General features: G+C 67.4%; 14 protein-coding genes. 7 read left to right on the forward strand and 7 right to left on the reverse strand.

Annotated features, from left to right (window positions below; translation table 11 throughout):
- Positions 1 to 76: 76 nt before the first annotated feature.
- From mutL to ACKTTN_RS07900, 3 genes are read left to right on the forward strand one after another with little or no spacing between them, the layout of a single operon-like run.
- A complete protein-coding gene (gene mutL, locus ACKTTN_RS07890; RefSeq protein ID WP_407910041.1) occupies positions 77 to 1,873 on the forward strand; it encodes a DNA mismatch repair endonuclease MutL in 1,797 nt (598 codons plus the stop codon).
- On the forward strand, positions 1,852 to 2,778 hold the full coding sequence (locus ACKTTN_RS07895; protein WP_407909312.1) for a DUF1684 domain-containing protein: 927 nt from the start codon (positions 1,852 to 1,854) through the stop codon (positions 2,776 to 2,778). Before mutL ends, ACKTTN_RS07895 begins: the two co-directional genes overlap by 22 nt.
- Positions 2,778 to 3,725 carry a TraB/GumN family protein gene (locus ACKTTN_RS07900; protein ID WP_407909313.1) on the forward strand — a complete coding sequence of 316 codons (948 nt, stop codon included), beginning with the start codon at positions 2,778 to 2,780 and terminating at the stop codon, positions 3,723 to 3,725. Before ACKTTN_RS07895 ends, ACKTTN_RS07900 begins: the two co-directional genes overlap by 1 nt.
- A gap of 13 nt (positions 3,726 to 3,738) precedes the next feature.
- On the opposite strand, the gene rnfB is transcribed toward ACKTTN_RS07900, so the two are convergent.
- From rnfB to ACKTTN_RS07920, 4 genes are all read right to left on the reverse strand, one after another.
- On the reverse strand, positions 3,739 to 4,176 hold the full coding sequence (gene rnfB / locus ACKTTN_RS07905; RefSeq protein WP_407909314.1) for an Rnf electron transport complex subunit RnfB: 438 nt from the start codon (positions 4,174 to 4,176) through the stop codon (positions 3,739 to 3,741).
- A gap of 31 nt (positions 4,177 to 4,207) precedes the next feature.
- Positions 4,208 to 6,268, reverse strand: a complete 2,061-nt coding sequence (metG, locus tag ACKTTN_RS07910) for a methionine--tRNA ligase (RefSeq protein WP_407909315.1) — start codon at positions 6,266 to 6,268, stop codon at positions 4,208 to 4,210.
- Positions 6,269 to 6,385: 117 nt separating this feature from the next.
- Positions 6,386 to 6,808, reverse strand: a complete 423-nt coding sequence (locus ACKTTN_RS07915; RefSeq protein ID WP_407909316.1) for a DUF2147 domain-containing protein — start codon at positions 6,806 to 6,808, stop codon at positions 6,386 to 6,388.
- 163 nt (positions 6,809 to 6,971) lie between these two features.
- The gene (locus tag ACKTTN_RS07920) at positions 6,972 to 9,857 is read right to left on the reverse strand and encodes a TonB-dependent receptor plug domain-containing protein (RefSeq protein ID WP_407909317.1); all 2,886 of its coding nucleotides are present in this window, start codon (positions 9,855 to 9,857) and stop codon (positions 6,972 to 6,974) included.
- Positions 9,858 to 10,546: 689 nt separating this feature from the next.
- On the opposite strand from ACKTTN_RS07920, the gene apbC reads away from it, so the two are divergent.
- A complete protein-coding gene (gene apbC, locus ACKTTN_RS07925; protein WP_407910042.1) occupies positions 10,547 to 11,404 on the forward strand; it encodes an iron-sulfur cluster carrier protein ApbC in 858 nt (285 codons plus the stop codon).
- Positions 11,405 to 11,464: 60 nt separating this feature from the next.
- Positions 11,465 to 12,034, forward strand: coding sequence for a dCTP deaminase (gene dcd, locus ACKTTN_RS07930; protein WP_027082954.1), 570 nt, complete (start codon positions 11,465 to 11,467; stop codon positions 12,032 to 12,034).
- 9 nt (positions 12,035 to 12,043) lie between these two features.
- Here dcd and ACKTTN_RS07935 read toward each other — a convergent pair whose 3' ends face one another.
- Positions 12,044 to 12,460: an HIT domain-containing protein gene (locus ACKTTN_RS07935; protein ID WP_407909318.1), complete on the reverse strand. Its 417-nt coding sequence runs from the start codon at positions 12,458 to 12,460 to the stop codon at positions 12,044 to 12,046.
- Entirely contained in the window at positions 12,457 to 13,119 is a 663-nt protein-coding gene (locus ACKTTN_RS07940) for a dienelactone hydrolase family protein (protein WP_407909319.1), read from the reverse strand. The genes ACKTTN_RS07935 and ACKTTN_RS07940 overlap by 4 nt, the downstream gene beginning before the upstream one ends.
- A 125-nt stretch (positions 13,120 to 13,244) precedes the next feature.
- Between ACKTTN_RS07940 and rimO the strand changes: the two genes are divergently transcribed.
- Both rimO and ACKTTN_RS07950 read left to right on the forward strand, forming a co-directional pair.
- On the forward strand, positions 13,245 to 14,627 hold the full coding sequence (rimO, locus tag ACKTTN_RS07945; protein ID WP_407909320.1) for a 30S ribosomal protein S12 methylthiotransferase RimO: 1,383 nt from the start codon (positions 13,245 to 13,247) through the stop codon (positions 14,625 to 14,627).
- Positions 14,628 to 14,665: 38 nt separating this feature from the next.
- A complete protein-coding gene (locus tag ACKTTN_RS07950; RefSeq protein WP_407909321.1) occupies positions 14,666 to 15,283 on the forward strand; it encodes a hypothetical protein in 618 nt (205 codons plus the stop codon).
- On the opposite strand, the gene greB is transcribed toward ACKTTN_RS07950, so the two are convergent.
- The gene (gene greB, locus ACKTTN_RS07955) at positions 15,284 to 15,787 is read right to left on the reverse strand and encodes a transcription elongation factor GreB (RefSeq protein WP_407909322.1); all 504 of its coding nucleotides are present in this window, start codon (positions 15,785 to 15,787) and stop codon (positions 15,284 to 15,286) included.
- Positions 15,788 to 15,802 lie beyond the last annotated feature (15 nt).

Here is a 15,802-nt window from a genome sequence, read left to right on the forward strand (position 1 = left end):
GCCCGACCGCGCGGCCGGCGTGCCGCGCGTCTATCATCGACGGCCGTGACCGCGCGCGAGCGCGATGAACTCCGCCGTGCCGATCCGACAACTCCCCGACGTCCTCATCAACCAGATCGCTGCCGGCGAGGTCGTCGAGCGCCCCGCGTCCGTGGTCAAGGAACTGGTCGAGAACGCGCTGGACGCCGGGGCCGGTCGCGTCGACATCGACCTCGAGGACGGCGGCATCCGCCTGATCCGCATCCGCGACGACGGACTCGGCATCGATCCGCACGAATTGCCACTCGCGGTGCAGCGCCATGCGACGAGCAAGATCGCATCTCTCGACGACCTTGAAGGCGTCGCCACGCTCGGTTTCCGCGGCGAGGCGTTGCCGTCGATCGCGTCGGTGAGCCGGCTCGCGCTGGTGTCGCGCACGCGCGACGCGGAACACGCGACGGCGATCGAAGTCGACGGCGGCCACATCGGCGCGGCGTCGCCACGCGCGCACCCGCATGGCACCACCGTCGAAGTGCGCGACCTGTTCTACAACGTGCCCGCACGTCGCAAGTTCCTGCGCGCCGAACGCACCGAGCTGTCGCATATCGAGGACTGGCTTCGGCAGCTCGCGCTTGCACGACCGGACGTCGAGTTGCGCGTGTCGCACAACGGCAAGCCGTCTCGACGCTGGAAAGGCGAGCGCGACCTGCTGTCGGGCGAACGCCTGCACGAGGCGCTCGGCCCCGATTTCGTCAGGCATTCGCTGCGCGTCGAACATGGCGATCTCGGCGACGGCCGCGGCCTTCGGCTGCAGGGCTGGATCGCCGAACCGAGCTACAACCGCGCGAGCACCGACCAGCAATTCCTGTTCGTCAACGGACGTTCGGTACGCGATCGCGGCGTTGCACATGCCGTCCGTCAGGCGTACGCCGATGTCCTGTTCCACGGTCGACATCCGGCCTACGTGCTGTTCCTCTCGCTCGATCCGCGACGCGTCGATGTCAACGTGCATCCGGCCAAGCACGAGGTGCGTTTCCGCGACAGCCGCCTGATCCACGACTTCGTCTATCGCACGCTGCAAGGTGTTCTTGCGGAAACGCGTGCGGGTTCGAGCGTCGCGACGTTCGGCGCGCCGGCTGCACCGATGCCGGCGTCGGCTGCGTGGTCGCCGCCGATGCGGCAGTCGCCACTTGGCCTGCAGGTCGCGGAGACGCGCGCGGCGTACGAAGCGCTGTATGCGTCGCCGGAACGGGCGGTGTCCGCGTCGATGTCGTCGCTGCCCACGCCTGCGGCGAACGATGAGCCGACGCTTCCGCCGCTCGGTTATGCGCTCGCGCAGCTGCAGGGCATCTACATTCTCGCCGAGTGTGCGGACGGGCTGATCGTCGTCGACATGCACGCGGCGCACGAACGCATCGGCTACGAGAAGCTCAAGAACGCGCATGACGGCGAAGGCCTGCGCACGCAGCCGTTGCTTGTGCCGCAGACCGTCGCGGTATCCGAACGTGAAGCCGACGTCGCCGAACGCGAAGTGGAGACGCTCGCGCAGCTCGGCTTCGAGGTTTCGCGCAGCGGCCTGCAATCGGTTGTGCTGCGCGCCGTGCCGGCACTTCTCGCGAACGGCGACACCGAAGGGCTTCTGCGCGACGTGCTCGCCGACCTGCGCGAACACGGCGAGACGCGACGCATCGCCGCGGCGCGCGATGAACTGCTCTCGACGATGGCCTGCCACCACGCGGTCCGCGCGAACCGTCGCCTGACGATCCACGAAATGAATGCGCTGCTGCGCGAAATGGAAGCGACGGAACGCTCGGGCCAATGCAACCACGGGCGTCCGACCTGGGCGCACTTCTCGCTGGCGGAGATCGATAAATGGTTCCTGCGCGGACGCTGACCCGCATCCTGTTCGCCGCCGCCTGCATCGCGCTCGTTGCGTGCAACCGGCATCCACAGGCGCCGAAGCCGAAGGCATTGCCGGCGGCGTATCTGCAAGCCGAGCAGGCATGGCGCGCGCAACGCGTCGCGGAACTGACGAAGCCTGACGGTTGGACGTCGCTGGTCGGCCTGCACTGGCTGGATCCGGGCTCGCACTACGCGGGCAGCGCAGCGGGCAACGGCATCCGGCTGGCGGTCGGGCCCGCGCAGTTCGGCATGTTCGACGTCCGCGCCGGCCGTGTCCGCTTCGTGCCGGGCGCGCGGACCGACCTGACGATCGACGGCCAACCGGCGCGGGCGACGACGCTGCGCGCCGACGACGATCCCGCCGGCGCGAGCGTCATCAATTTCGACGCAGGCAAGGGCGTAGCGACGGTGATCCACCGAGGCGACCGCTATGCGCTGCGGGTCAAGCACGCCGACGCGCCGACTCGCACGCAGTTTCGCGGTCTCGAGTACTGGCCCGGTGGCCCCGACTGGATCGTCGACGCGACGTTCGTTCCCAACCCGTCCGGGCAGACGCTCGACATCGCCAACATCATCGGCGTGGTCGAACCGACGCCGAATCCCGGCCATGTCGAGTTCAAGCGCAACGGCAACCGCTATCGCCTCGAAGCGCTCGCGAACGATGACGGCGGCCTGTTCCTCGTCTTCGCCGACCGCACCAGCGGGCACGGCAGTTATGGCGCGGGGCGCTTCGTCGACACCGCGCCGCCGGTGAACGGGCACGTCGTCATCGACTTCAACCAGGCCTACGACCCGCCATGCGCATTCACGCCGTTCGCCACGTGCCCGCTGCCGCCGCCGATGAATCGCCTCGACCTCGCCATCAAGGCGGGCGAGAAAGCGTACGGCGGCCACTGATGCGCGCCGTGCATCGTTATGCGCTCGCACTCGTCGGCCTGCTGCTCGCGCTCCCGGTCGCGGGTTCGACGCCGGTCGCGCCTGCACCCACCGCGCCGCCCGTGCCGCTGCTGTGGAAAGTGTCGGACGCCGACAACAGCATCTACCTGCTCGGCTCGTTCCACCTGCTCGCCAAATCCGACTATCCGTTGTCGCCTGACATCGACCGCGCATTCGACGATGCCGAGTCGCTGGTATTCGAAGTCGCGCCCGAAGACCTCGACGATCCGGGCATCACCGGGTTGATGATGGGGCTGGCGAAATCGGACCCGGCGTCGTCACTCGACCGCGCGCTGCCCGCCGATCTGAAGACGCCGCTCGACCGACGCCTGCGCGCGATGGGCCTGCCGCCCGAGCAGATGGGCGCGTTCGAACCGTGGTTCATCGACACGATGCTGGTGACGCTGCTCGGCCAGCGCAGCGGGTATGCGCCGGAAGACGGGCTCGATCGCAACCTCATGGCGCGTGCGCGCGCGGCCGGAAAACCCGCGACCGGCCTGGAGACGGTGCGCGAACAGCTGACCACGCTCGACGGTACGCCGATCACCGAGCAGATCGCGTCGCTGCGCGAGTTCGTGGACGAAGGCGACAACGCGGGCGCGCGGCTCGGCGAGCTGCATTCCGCGTGGCGCGATGCCGATATCCCCACACTCGAACGCCTGACGCGCGACGAGATGGCGGAGCTCACGCCGGTCACGTACCAGCGCCTCAACGTCGACCGCAACCGCGCATGGATTCCGCGCCTGCAGGCGTTGCTCGCGCAAGGCAGCGGGCACGACGTGCTGGTGGTGGTCGGCGCGCTGCATCTTCTGGGCGACGACGGCGTGGTCGCGATGCTGCGCGCGAAGGGCTATCGCGTCGAGCGGATCTGCACCGCGTGCCCTGCATCGGGCAGCGCGTCGCACTGACCGGCGACGCGGCTCAGGCCGCGGGCACCAGCACGATGCAGTCGACCGGGCAGGCGGGCACGCACAGCTCGCAACCGGTGCACAGCGGTTCGATCACGACGTGCATGTGTTTCGCGCCGCCGATGATCGCGTCGACGGGACACGCCTGGATGCACTTCGTGCAGCCGATGCAATCGTCTTCGACCACCAGCGCGACCTGCGGAGGTTTGTGGGTGCCGCGCGCGCGGTCGTAGGGCTTCGGCACGACACCGAGCAGGCGCGCCAACGCGCGCGCGCCTTCGTCGCCACCGGGCGGGCAGTGGTCGACATCCGCGTGGCCGCGCGCCATCGCTTCCGCGTACGGGCGACATCCGGCGAAACCGCACTGTCCGCACTGCGTCTGTGGCAACAGGCGGTCGAGCCGCTCGACGAGTGCGTCGGGCGGAGCATCGAAGGCGGGAGGCGAGGGCATCGAACGTCGAGGCGCGACCGCGCCGCTGCGGTCAGCGAACCGGCATGCCCGGCGCGGCGCCGTTGTCAGCGTCGAGCAGGAACAGTGCGCCGCCGTCGAAACCGGCCGACAGGATCATTCCCTCGCTCACGCCGAAGCGCATCTTGCGCGGCGCCAGGTTGGCGATGAAGACGACGCTGCGGCCGACAAGCTGATCCGGCTCACCGTACGAGCCGCGGATGCCCGAGAAGATCTGGCGCTGGCCCAGATCGCCGGCATCGAGCAGGAAGCGCAGCAGCTTGTCGGAGCCTTCGATGAAGCCGCACTCCAGCACCTTGCCGATACGCAGGTCGAGCTTGGCGAAATCGTCGATGCCGATATGTGTCGTCGCGGCAGGCGCGGCAGGCGCGGCCTCGGGCTTCGCGGCGGGCGCAGCGGCTGCGGCTTTGGCGTCGGTGGTCTGCATCGTGTCCTTGCTGGCGTCGGTCATGGCGTCGATCTGTTTCGGGTCGATACGGGTGAAGAGCGGCGTGTACGGCGCGATGTCGCGCGCGATGAGCGGTGCGGCGACGTCGCCCCACGAGGTCACCGGCCCACGCAGGAACGCCTCGGCCTGGGCCGCAACGCGCGGCAGCACGGGCTTGAGCGCGACGGCGAGCACGCGGAACAGGTTGAGGCCCTGCGTGCAGACCGCCTGCAGGTCGGCGTCGGCGCCGTCCTGCTTGGCGAGTACCCAGGGCTTGGTCTCGTCGATGTAGCGGTTGGCCTCATCGGCCAGCGCCATCGTGAGGCGAAGCGCGGTCGCGGCTTCGTTGCGCGCGTAGGCGTCCGCGATCGGCTGCAGTTGCGCGGCGAAGCGGTCGTACATCGCGGCGTCGGGCAGCGTATCGGCGAGACGTCCACCAAAGCGCTTTTCGATGAAGCCGGCGCAGCGGCTCGCAAGGTTGACGAACTTGCCGACGATGTCGGAGTTCACGCGCGCCACGAAGTCGGCGAGGTTCAGGTCCACGTCGTCCACGCCGCCCGAGGTTTTCGCCGCGAAGTAGTAACGCAGCGCTTCCGGATCGAGGCCCGCATCGAGGTAGGTGCGCGCCATCACGAACGTGCCGCGCGACTTCGACATCTTCGCCCCGTCCACCGTCAGGTAACCATTGACGTGAAGTCGGGTCGGCGCGCGCAGGCCTGCGCCGTGCAGCACGGCGGGCCAGAACAGGCCGTGGAAATTGACGATGTCCTTGCCGATGAAGTGGTGCATCTCGGCGGACGAATCGGCGCGCAGGAAGGCGTCGAAATCGATGCCGCGCTTCGCGGCCAGCGCCTTGAAGCTCGACAGGTAGCCGATCGGCGCGTCGAGCCAGACATACAGGAACTTGCCCGGATGCCCCGGGATCTCGAAGCCGAAATACGGCGCGTCGCGCGAGATGTCCCACGCGCGCAAGCCGCCTTCGGCGTCGAGCCACTCCTGCAGCTTGGCCTTGACGCCCGGAATCGCGACGTCGCGTCCGAGCCACTCGCGCAGGAACGCTTCGAAACGGCCCACCTCGAAGAAGTAGTGGTCCGACTCGCGCAGTTCGGGGGTCGCGCCACTGATCACCGAGCGTGGCTCTTTCAGTTCGGTGGGCGCGTACGTCGCGCCGCAGTGCTCGCAGTTGTCGCCGTACTGGTCCGGCGTGCCGCAATTCGGGCAGATGCCTTTGACGTAGCGGTCGGGCAGGAACATGCCCTTGACCGGGTCGAACAGCTGCGCAACGGCGCGACGCGTGATGTGGCCCTCGGCTTCGAGCGCGCGGTAGATCGACTGCGTCAGCTCGCGGTTGGTGTCGGAGTTGGTGGAGTCGTAATGGTCGAATGCGACGCCGAAATCGGCGAAGTCGCGCTCATGGCTGGCCTGGATGCCGGCGATGAAGGCTTCCGGCGTCGTGCCGGCTTTCTCGGCTGCGAGCATGATCGGCGTGCCGTGGGTGTCGTCGGCGCAGACGAAGTGCACGGTGTCGCCCGACATGCGCTTGGCGCGGGTCCAGATATCGCCTTGGACGTACCCTACCAGATGGCCCAGGTGCAGCGGGCCGTTGGCATAGGGCAGGGCACAGGTGACGAGGATCTCGCGGGGCATGGCGGACGCGTGCGCAGGGGGTCGGAAAGTATCGCACGCGCGGTTTTCGAGCCGCCCGCCGGAAAGCAAACGGCCCGGTTTCCCGGGCCGTTCGGAAACGTCATATGGACGCGCGACTCAGTGCACACGCACCCAGGTTGCCGTCTTGCAGAAGAACGCGACGCAGCCCTTCACCTCGAGCTTGTTGCCGCCGTCCAGCAACTTCACCGACTTGGCGTTGAACTTGCGGTCGTCCGACGGCTTGTAGCCGTTGCCACCGCCCCAACCACCGTCCTGCGGCTTGAGGTTCCACAGCGTGACGATCCCGACGAAGGGCTTGCCCTTGTAGGAACCGCTGCACTCGTCGCAGGTCGGCGGCAGGCCGAGGTTCTCGACGATCTTGGCGGCCAGCGTCCCGTTCTGGGCCTGGTAGATCTCGGTGATCGTCATCGCCTTGCCGGTTTCGTCGTCGAGCGTCTTCCAGCGACCGATCGGCGAGTTGTCGGCGGCGCCGGCCGCGAGCGGAGCCAGGGCCAGCAGGGCCAGCAGTGTCTTGCGCATGGAGTCCCCCTCAGGACATGTCGGAATCCCGGCCGCCAGGCTCGGGTAGCGTCTTTATACCGGAAACGTTCCGGTGCAACGGGCGCGGCGTTACGGCTGTTCAGCACGGTGCCGAAAACGCGATGGCCCGGGTTTGTCCCCGGGCCTTCGCTTGCTGCTGGTATTACTTCAGGTGGTACGTCAGCTGGACGCCGACTTCGCGACCGACCGGGTCATAGGCCTGCCAGAAGTACGGATACGTGTTCATCGTCGGATCGCTCGGGTGGATCTTGTCGAACACGTTGTTGATGTTGAAGCGCACCGAGATGTCGTCGGTGATCTTCGTACCAACCGTCAGGTTCCAGGTCGTGAGCGCCCCGATACGGCTGTCCATGCCGTACGCATCGGCGATTGCCGGCTGCCACACCGGGAAGCTGCCCTCGCGCGTCATGAGCGCCGTCGCATCCCAGTCGCCCTTGGTCCAGCTGGTCGACCAGCGGATGCGGCTGCGGAAGTCGGCATTGCTGTTGTCGTCGCGGTACGACAGCAGCGGATCGCCTTCCTTCACGCGCGACGTCTGCTCCAGCACGTGCGACCACTGCAGGTCGGTGTGGAACACGCCGAAGTTGCCGGCGTCGAACCGGTAACGGACGGACGCGTCGATGCCCTTGGTGCCCAGGAACGCCTGGTTGATCGGGCCGCTGCGGATCTCGGTGATGGCGCCGGTCAGCGGATCGCGCGAGATGCGGCTCAGCGTGGCCGCGCAGTACTCGGAACCCGACGCATACGGGAACGTCGCGCCGTTCGGGTACTTGCCGGTGGTGCAACCGTATTCCGCATTGAGGATGTCGGTGCCCGACTGGACGGTAACCACGTCATTGAGGTCGACGCTGTAGTAGTCCGCCTGCAGCGAGAGCGAGTCGGTGGCATCCCACACGAAACCCGCCGTCCACGACTTGCCCGTTTCCTCGCGAAGCGAGGGCTGGCCCTGCGACGTGGTGAACGCGGAGTAGTTGTAGGTCGCACCCGCGCCCGGGCACGAGGCCGGCGTGATGCCTGCCTGCTGGCAACGCGCGTAGTCGGTGATGGCGCCGAAGCTGCCGCTCGGCTCGGCGAACACGTAGTGCATGTCCGGGGCCTTGAAGCTCGTGGCATAGTTGCCGCGCAGCAACAGGCTCTTGAACGGGCGGAACTCGAGGCCCGCCGCCCACGTCTTCGCGTCGTCGACGTCGGTGATGTCGTCGTACTTGTCGTAACGACCGGCCAGCGTCGCCGTGAGCATCGAGGTCACCGGGATGTTGAATTCGGTGCCGACCGCATACCGGTCACGCTTGCCGCCGCCGCCGGTGCCCGTGAGGTTGTAGATCTCACGCACGCTCGGGAAGATGCGCGAATCGCTGACCAGGTCGTAGCTCTGGTGGGAGGCTTCAACCACCGATGCGAAGCCCAGCGGACCTGCCGGTAGATCGAACAGGTCGCCGCTCAGCACGAACGTGGCTGCCGCGTTCTCGGACTGGCCGTCGTAATGGACCATCGTCGACATCGACGCGTAGTCGGCGGCGGTAATCGGACCGTAGAAGTGGTCGAGGTTGAGGCGGTACACCGGCTGGCCGTTCGGAATGCCGGCGAGGCCCGCGTAAGCACCCTGGCCCGTCGTGCCGAGGCGCTGGCCGAGGAAGTAGTTCGTCGCGCCAGTGACCGTCATACGCGGACGATCGCGAACGGCGTCATAGCGCGCGCCGCCGATGGTGAAGTCCCAATCGAAGCGATCGGCGATCGTGCCGCGAAGGCCGAAGGCGAGGTCGATCGAGTCTTCCTTGAACTTCTGGAAGGTACCGTTCACGCCGCCGTACGACTCGGGCGACAGCGTGCGGATCGGCAGGATGCGGATGCCGAACTGCGGGTCATAGAAGGTCGCGTTGGGCTGCGGGCCGCCGAACCACTGTTCGGTACCGCCGCCGAGATCGCTCTTCGAGTGGTACGCCATGATGCTCGACCACGCTTCGACGCCGTTGTCGAACGCGTACGTGCCGTAGATGTAGCCCGACAGGTCGTTGTTGCCGTTCTTGACGGTCTGGAACGCCGGCGACTGATCGAAGCCGCAACCCGGTCCGAGGGTCACGCCGGACGCCGAGCTCGTGTACGTCCACGGGCGGTAGTACGGGCTGCCGCTGCAATTGCGACCCGCCGGCTGGCGGTACGACCCTGCCGTTGGAACGCCCTGGCCGCGGATCTGGATGCCGATCGGCGGCTGGTAACCGCCGACGCCGTTGCCGGCGTAGCTGCCGCGCGCGGGATAGCTGCCCGGAGGCGCCGGGTTGTCCGCCGCCGAATCCATGAAGTCGCGCTGGTAGCCGAACAGCGGCTCGGAATTGAACGATTCGAAGGCGTAGGTGACCGACCAGTTCGAGCCGGTGCGCCCGCCGATCCACTGCAGGTCGCCGATATCACGGCCCCCGCGCGTTGACGTCTGCCCCTTGAGGTTGATGACGTCACCTTCGAAATTCTTCTTCAGGATGACGTTGATGACGCCGGCGACGGCGTCGGAGCCGTAAATCGCGGATGCGCCGCCCGACAGGATTTCAACGCGCTCGACCGCCGCGGCAGGAATCGAGTTGAGGTTCTGGAAGTTGCTGCGGCCGTTGTAGGGAAACGGGTAGTCGTTCGCCCGGCGACCATTGATCAGCAGCAGCGTACGGCCCGGGCCGAGGCCACGCAGATTGACGACGCTCGCGTTCGGCGTGAAGCCGCCTGCGGCGTTGAAGTCGTTCTGACCGAAGCCGGTGTTCTGCGTGATGGTCTGCAGCGCGTCGTGGACCGTGTTGAAGCCCTCGCGCGAGATCTGCTCAGCGGAGATCACGGTGACGGGCGACGGGCCCTCGGCCTCGGCGCGCTTGATGCGCGAGCCGGTGACCGTGACGCGATCAAGCTCGGACTTGGCGGTCTGGCTGGCGGCGGCGTCGGTAGCCGTCTGCTGAGCGAGTGCGGTAGTCGCCGGCGATGCGACCAAAGCCGCGATGACACACGCGGCGAGGCGGCTGCGCTGCAGCCGCTTGGAGCTTGAAGACATGCGTTTTCCCCTAAAGCGAAATATGCAGCCCCTCCGTGGCCGTAGCGTTCCCTCCCTGATGAGACCGAAATTAACAGTTCCGTAATATTTGGCGAGTCCTGATGGCCGCCTGCCGCTATGAAATTTCGTTACGTAGCCATTGCAGGGCCGGGCTGGCCTGCCTACGTGGGCGATTTGTTCTTCCAGATCAATCCGTTAGCGCGTCGACAGACGCGAACGTCGCCGGGAGCGCACGCAGGCGTACGGTGACGGTTGTTTGTGCGGCGCAGCACGCAAGGGCGCTCAGTGCACTCGAAACCGCTCGGCCTTGTGTCGGTCGTGGTGGCCACCTGGAACCTGGAGATCGTCGCGACACCCGCCATCTCGTCCGGCGGGCAAGCGCATTCCGAGCGACCGACCTGTGGTCCAGGTCTCATCAGGCGACAATTGCCGAGTGCGATGCGCGACGTCGCGCCCCTTCCAGCGACCACGACATGACCGACAACACGACCGAAGCTCTTCTGCTCGCCACCGATACGCCTATCGCCGGCGTGACGCTGCACGATCTTGTCAGTCGTGTCGGTGTTCGGCAGGAGGGCGGAAAGACGCACGTCGACGTCGTCGCCAAGGTGCCCGTGTCACGCATGGGCGCGGACATCGAACGCCGGATCGCGGACGCGCTGCACGGTGCAAGCCTCACGCCCGGCGCGATCACGATCCGCCAGCGCATCGACGCACACGCGCCGCAGCCCGGCCTGTCGCCGCTCACCGCGGTGCGCAACCTGATCGTCGTCGGCTCGGGCAAGGGCGGCGTCGGCAAGTCGACGGTGGCGGTGAACGTCGCCGTCGCACTGGCGCAGGAAGGCGCGCGCGTGGGCATCCTCGACGCCGATATCTACGGCCCGAGCGTGCCGACCATGCTCGGCCTGTCGGGGCGTCCGGAGAGCCCCGACAACAAGTCGATCGAACCGTTGCGCGCACACGGCATCGAGGCGATGTCGATCGGTCTTCTCGTCGAGCAGGACACGCCGATGATCTGGCGTGGCCCTATGGCGACGTCGGCGCTCACGCAGCTGCTCAACGACACGCGCTGGGGCGATCTCGACTACCTGATCCTCGACCTGCCGCCCGGCACTGGCGACATCCAGCTCACGCTCGCGCAGAAGATTCCCGTCGCAGGCGCAATCATCGTCACCACGCCGCAGGATGTGGCCACGCTCGACGCGCGCAAGGCGGTGCGCATGCTCGAGAAGGTCAACGTGCCGATCCTCGGTTTCGTTGAGAACATGGCGCTGCACGTCTGCAGCAACTGCGGCCACGCCGAGCACATCTTCGGCGAGGGCGGCGGCGCGCGCATGGCGGCCGACTACGGCTATCCGCTACTGGGCAGCCTGCCGCTCGAGCGCGGCATCCGCGAGCACGGGGACAGCGGCGCGCCGATTGTCGCGGCCGATCCCGAATCCGCGGCGGCCCAGGCATTCGTTGCGGCCGCGCGGCAGGTGGCGGTCGCCATTGCGCGTCGTCCGACCGTGGCGCGCTCGCTCTCGATCAGCCTCGCGGGGGAATAAGGCCGGGCGGCGGATCGCCGCCACCGGCTAGAATGCGTTTTTTGCCGCACGGGCCGCCCCATGAGCATCAAGAGCGATCGCTGGATCCGCCAGATGGCGCAGGAGAAGGGGATGATCGAGCCCTTCGAAGCCGGCCAGGTCAAGCGTTCCGCGTCCGGCGAACGGCTCGTCAGCTACGGCACGTCGAGCTACGGCTACGACGTGCGCTGCTCGCGCGAGTTCAAGATTTTCACCAACATCAATTCGACGATCGTCGACCCCAAGCATTTCGACGAAGGCAGCTTCGTCGACATCGAGTCGGACGTCTGCATCATCCCGCCGAACTCGTTCGCGCTGGCGCGTACCGTCGAGTACTTCCGCATTCCGCGCGATACGCTGGTGGTCTGCCTCGGCAAGAGCACGTACGCGCGCTGCGGCATCATAGTCAACGTGACGCCGCTGGAGCCCGAATGGGAAGGCCACGTCACGCTGGAATTCAGCAACACGACGCCGTTGCCCGCACGCATCTACGCGAACGAAGGCGTCGCCCAGATGCTGTTCTTCCAGTCGGACGAGGTCTGCGAGACGTCGTACCGCGACCGCGGCGGCAAGTACCAGGGGCAGGTCGGCGTTACGTTGCCGAAGACCTGATCGCGACGATCACTCGCTGCGCGTGAGTCGATCGCGCAGCGACTGCATGACACCGGGCAGCACCTGCGACGCGTAGGCCGCCGCTTCGCCGACGCCCCAGACGGGCCGCGGCCACGCCGCGTCCTCGCGGAACCGCGCGATCACATGCACATGCAGCTGGGCGACGACATTGCCCAGCGCCGCGACGTTGAGCTTGTGCGGCGCGTGCAGGTCGCGCAGCGCCTCGCTCGCGAGCGCGACCTCGTCCGACAGGCGATGCTGCGCGCCGCGGTCAAGATCGATCCATTCGCGTGCGCCGTCGATGCGTGGCACGAGGATGAGCCACGCCCAGCGTGCGTCGTTCATCAGCAGGACGTCGCACAACGGCAGCGACGTGACGAAATGCGTGTCCGCCGCGAGTTGTGGATGCAGCGTCCAGCCGTTCACGCCAGTGCGTCCTTGAAGAAGCGCACGGTGCGCGACCATGCCTGCGCGGCGGCGGTGGGGTCGTAGTCGGCGCGACGGTCGCAGTTGAAGCCGTGGTGCGCGTCGTAGACGTAGACCTCCGCGAGCGGATGCTTGTGGCGATGCGTTTCGATGTCCTGCGGCGGGATGCTCGAATCCTGCGCGCCGAAGTGGAACATCATCGGCGCGAGCAGCGGCTCGTCGAGGAACTGCATCGAGCGCGCGCCGTAGTAGCTCACCGACGGCAATGCCAGTCGCGTATTCGCCAGCAGTGCAACGCTGCCGCCCCAGCAGAAGCCGACGGCGCCCACCGTGCGGCCGCGACCTCGCAGCCAACCGGCGGCGGCGTCGACGATCGCGATGGCCCTGTCGAAACCGAGCTTGCCGACCAGTTCGCGGCCGTGCGCGACGCCGGCGGCGTCGTAGTCGAGCTCGACGTTCGGTTCGACGGGGTCGAACAGCGACGGCGCGGCGACCTCGAAACCTTCCGCGGCGAAGCGCTCGGCGACGTCGCGGATATGCCCGTTCACGCCGAAGATCTCCTGGATGAGGACGATGCCGCCGGCCGGCTCGCCGCCGGGCACGGCGTGCCAGGCGCGTACCCGGCCTTCCGGGGTTTCCAGTTCCTGCCACGTGCCCATCGGCCCTCCTGAATGCGATTTACGGCCGCTCGGGGCGGCCGACCCCGGCCGTTATACTGGACGCCCGCTGCGACCGACGTCGCCGCCTGCCGGGCCGTCGCACCGACCGCCCCCGAGACCCCGCCATGTCCGTCCAAAACCCGATCCGGAACCCGAAAGTGGGTTTCGTCAGCCTCGGCTGTCCGAAAGCCCTTGTCGACTCCGAACGCATCCTCACGCAGCTGCGCGTCGAGGGCTATGACCTCGTGCAGACGTATGACGACGCCGACGTCGTTGTCGTCAACACCTGTGGCTTCATCGACAGCGCGGTGGCCGAGTCGCTCGACGCGATCGGCGAGGCGCTGGCGGAGAACGGCAAGGTCATCGTCACCGGCTGCCTCGGCAAGCGCGCCGACGTGATCCGTGAGGCGCATCCCGACGTGCTCGCGATAACCGGCCCGCAGGACTACGCGAGCGTGATGTCGGCGGTGCACGCGGCGCTGCCGCAGGTGCGCAATCCGTTCGTCGACCTGCTGCCGGCGAACGACGTCGGCATCAAGCTGACGCCGAAGCACTACGCGTATCTCAAGATTTCCGAAGGCTGCAACCATCGCTGCAGCTTCTGCATCATTCCGTCGATGCGTGGGGATCTGGTCTCGCGCCCGGTCGACGACGTGCTGCGCGAGGCCGAGAAGCTCGTGATGGGCGGCGTGCGCGAACTGCTCGTCGTCTCCCAGGACACCAGCGCCTACGGTGTCGACCTGCGCTACGCCAAGCGCGAATGGCGCGGCCGCGAATACGAGACCCGCATGAAGTCGCTGTGTGAAGGGTTGTCGCAGCTCGGCGTGTGGTCTCGCATGCACTACGTGTATCCGTATCCGCACGTCGACGACGTCATCCCGCTGATGGCCGAGGGCAAGGTGCTGCCGTACCTCGACATCCCGTTCCAGCACGCCAGTCCGCGCGTGCTGCGGCTGATGAAGCGCCCCGGTGCGGTCGAGAAGACGCTCGAGCGCGTGCAGAACTGGCGGCGCATCTGCCCGGACCTGACGCTGCGCAGCACGTTCATCGTCGGCTTCCCCGGCGAGACCGAGGCGGAGTTCGAGGAGTTGCTCGATTTCCTCGACGAAGCGCAGCTCGATCGCGTCGGTGCGTTCGCGTACTCGCCGGTCGAAGGCGCGGCGGCGAACGAGTTGCCGGATCCGGTGCCGGAAGAGGTGAAGCAGGAGCGCCTCGCGCGCTTCATGGAGCGCCAGGCGGAGATCTCCGCGGAGCGCCTCGAGGCGAAGGTCGGCACGGTGCAGCGTTGCCTGGTCGATCTCGTCGACGGCGACCTCGCGATCGCGCGCTCGAAGGCCGACGCGCCGGAGATCGACGGTGTCGTGCAGATCCAGAATGGTGGCGAGTTGGCGCTGAAGCCCGGTGATTTCGTGGATGTCGAAATCATGGGCAGCGACGAGCACGACCTGTTCGGCGAAGCGCTCGTTCCCGAAGTCCGCACGCTGACGCCGCTGCCGGTCCGGGCGTAGGATCGCCCCGCGGCATCGGCCGCGTGGGAGGGCGAGGGATGCGCTTTATACTGGCGGTCGCGGTCGCGACCACGACGTTCGCGGCATCGGCGGCGAAGCCGCTCGCGGATCACTTTCCCGGCATGAAACTCGTGCAGCGCGTCGACGCGCCGATCCTGCGCGACGGGAGCGACGACGCCGTCTTCGTCTACAGCGGTGATGAAGGCGCGCGTGTCGCGGTGGCGCATTTCGATCACACGCCGCACGAGAACGATCCGGTGGTGATCGACGTGCTGGAGTTGCCATCCTCGCCGTTCGACTCGCCGCACGTGAGCGTGCAGAAGCATGTCGTCGTGGTCGAGCAGATGACCGGCGGCACGATGGCGACCGAGTCGACCTACCGCTTCCGGCTTGATTCGAACCAGGATTGCATGGGGCTGATCGGGTTCGACGCCGAGCGCTACGACCGCACGGGTTCGAACGACGGCTACCGCATCAGCTGGAACCTGCTGACCGGCAAGCTGATTTCGCAGCGCACGTGGCCTCAGGGCTCGACGAAGAAGCCTGCGCCGGAGCGTACGACCAAGCGCGTACCGGGCGCGGTGTGCATGTCGCTGATCGACGCGCCGGATGACGTGATCGACGCCGCGCTCCAGGCCGAGCCGCGCCGTCGCTGATCAGTTCGGGTAGGCGATGTCGACGATGACGACGCGTCGCGGCCCGGACGGAAGTTGCACCTCGATCTCGTCGTCGACGCGCTTCTTCAACAGCCCGCGCGCCACGGGTGAGTCGATGCTGATGTCGCCCTTCGACGGCTCCGCTTCGTCCGGGCCGACGATGCGGTAGCGCAGCGGGTCGCCGGTTTCCGCATCCTCGAGCTCGATGGTCGCGCCGAAGAAGACCGCGTCGCGATCCGACGGCGGCGCCTCGATCACTCTCAGCGACGGCACGCGCTTGCTGAGGTAACGCACGCGACGGTCGAGTTCACCCAGCTGCTTCTTGCGATAGATGTATTCCGCGTTTTCCGAGCGGTCGCCTTCCGCCGCGGCCGCGGACAACGCGCGCACGATCTCCGGGCGCTGCACGCGCCACAGATCGTCGAGTTCGGCCTTCATGCGCTCGAAGCCGTCGCGCGTGATCAACGCGGTGCTGTGTTCGGCGGGCGGACGCCAGCGGCCCATCGCGTCAGCCGCGCT

The organism is Lysobacter claricitrinus (assembly GCF_045866565.1).
GTDB lineage: Bacteria > Pseudomonadota > Gammaproteobacteria > Xanthomonadales > Xanthomonadaceae > Cognatilysobacter > Cognatilysobacter claricitrinus.

Excerpts from the sequence above, each read along its gene's own strand:
- ACKTTN_RS07895 (WP_407909312.1), top strand. The coding sequence starts at position 1,852 with ATGGTTCCTGCGCGGACGCTGACCCGCATCCTGTTCGCCGCCGCCTGC.
- ACKTTN_RS07900 (WP_407909313.1), top strand. The coding sequence starts at position 2,778 with ATGCGCGCCGTGCATCGTTATGCGCTCGCACTCGTCGGCCTGCTGCTC.
- rnfB (WP_407909314.1), bottom strand. The coding sequence starts at position 4,176 with ATGCCCTCGCCTCCCGCCTTCGATGCTCCGCCCGACGCACTCGTCGAG.
- metG (WP_407909315.1), bottom strand. The coding sequence starts at position 6,268 with ATGCCCCGCGAGATCCTCGTCACCTGTGCCCTGCCCTATGCCAACGGC.
- ACKTTN_RS07915 (WP_407909316.1), bottom strand. The coding sequence starts at position 6,808 with ATGCGCAAGACACTGCTGGCCCTGCTGGCCCTGGCTCCGCTCGCGGCC.
- ACKTTN_RS07920 (WP_407909317.1), bottom strand. The coding sequence starts at position 9,857 with ATGTCTTCAAGCTCCAAGCGGCTGCAGCGCAGCCGCCTCGCCGCGTGT.
- dcd (WP_027082954.1), top strand. The coding sequence starts at position 11,465 with ATGAGCATCAAGAGCGATCGCTGGATCCGCCAGATGGCGCAGGAGAAG.
- ACKTTN_RS07940 (WP_407909319.1), bottom strand. The coding sequence starts at position 13,119 with ATGGGCACGTGGCAGGAACTGGAAACCCCGGAAGGCCGGGTACGCGCC.
- rimO (WP_407909320.1), top strand. The coding sequence starts at position 13,245 with ATGTCCGTCCAAAACCCGATCCGGAACCCGAAAGTGGGTTTCGTCAGC.
- ACKTTN_RS07950 (WP_407909321.1), top strand. The coding sequence starts at position 14,666 with ATGCGCTTTATACTGGCGGTCGCGGTCGCGACCACGACGTTCGCGGCA.
- greB (WP_407909322.1), bottom strand. The coding sequence starts at position 15,787 with ATGGGCCGCTGGCGTCCGCCCGCCGAACACAGCACCGCGTTGATCACG.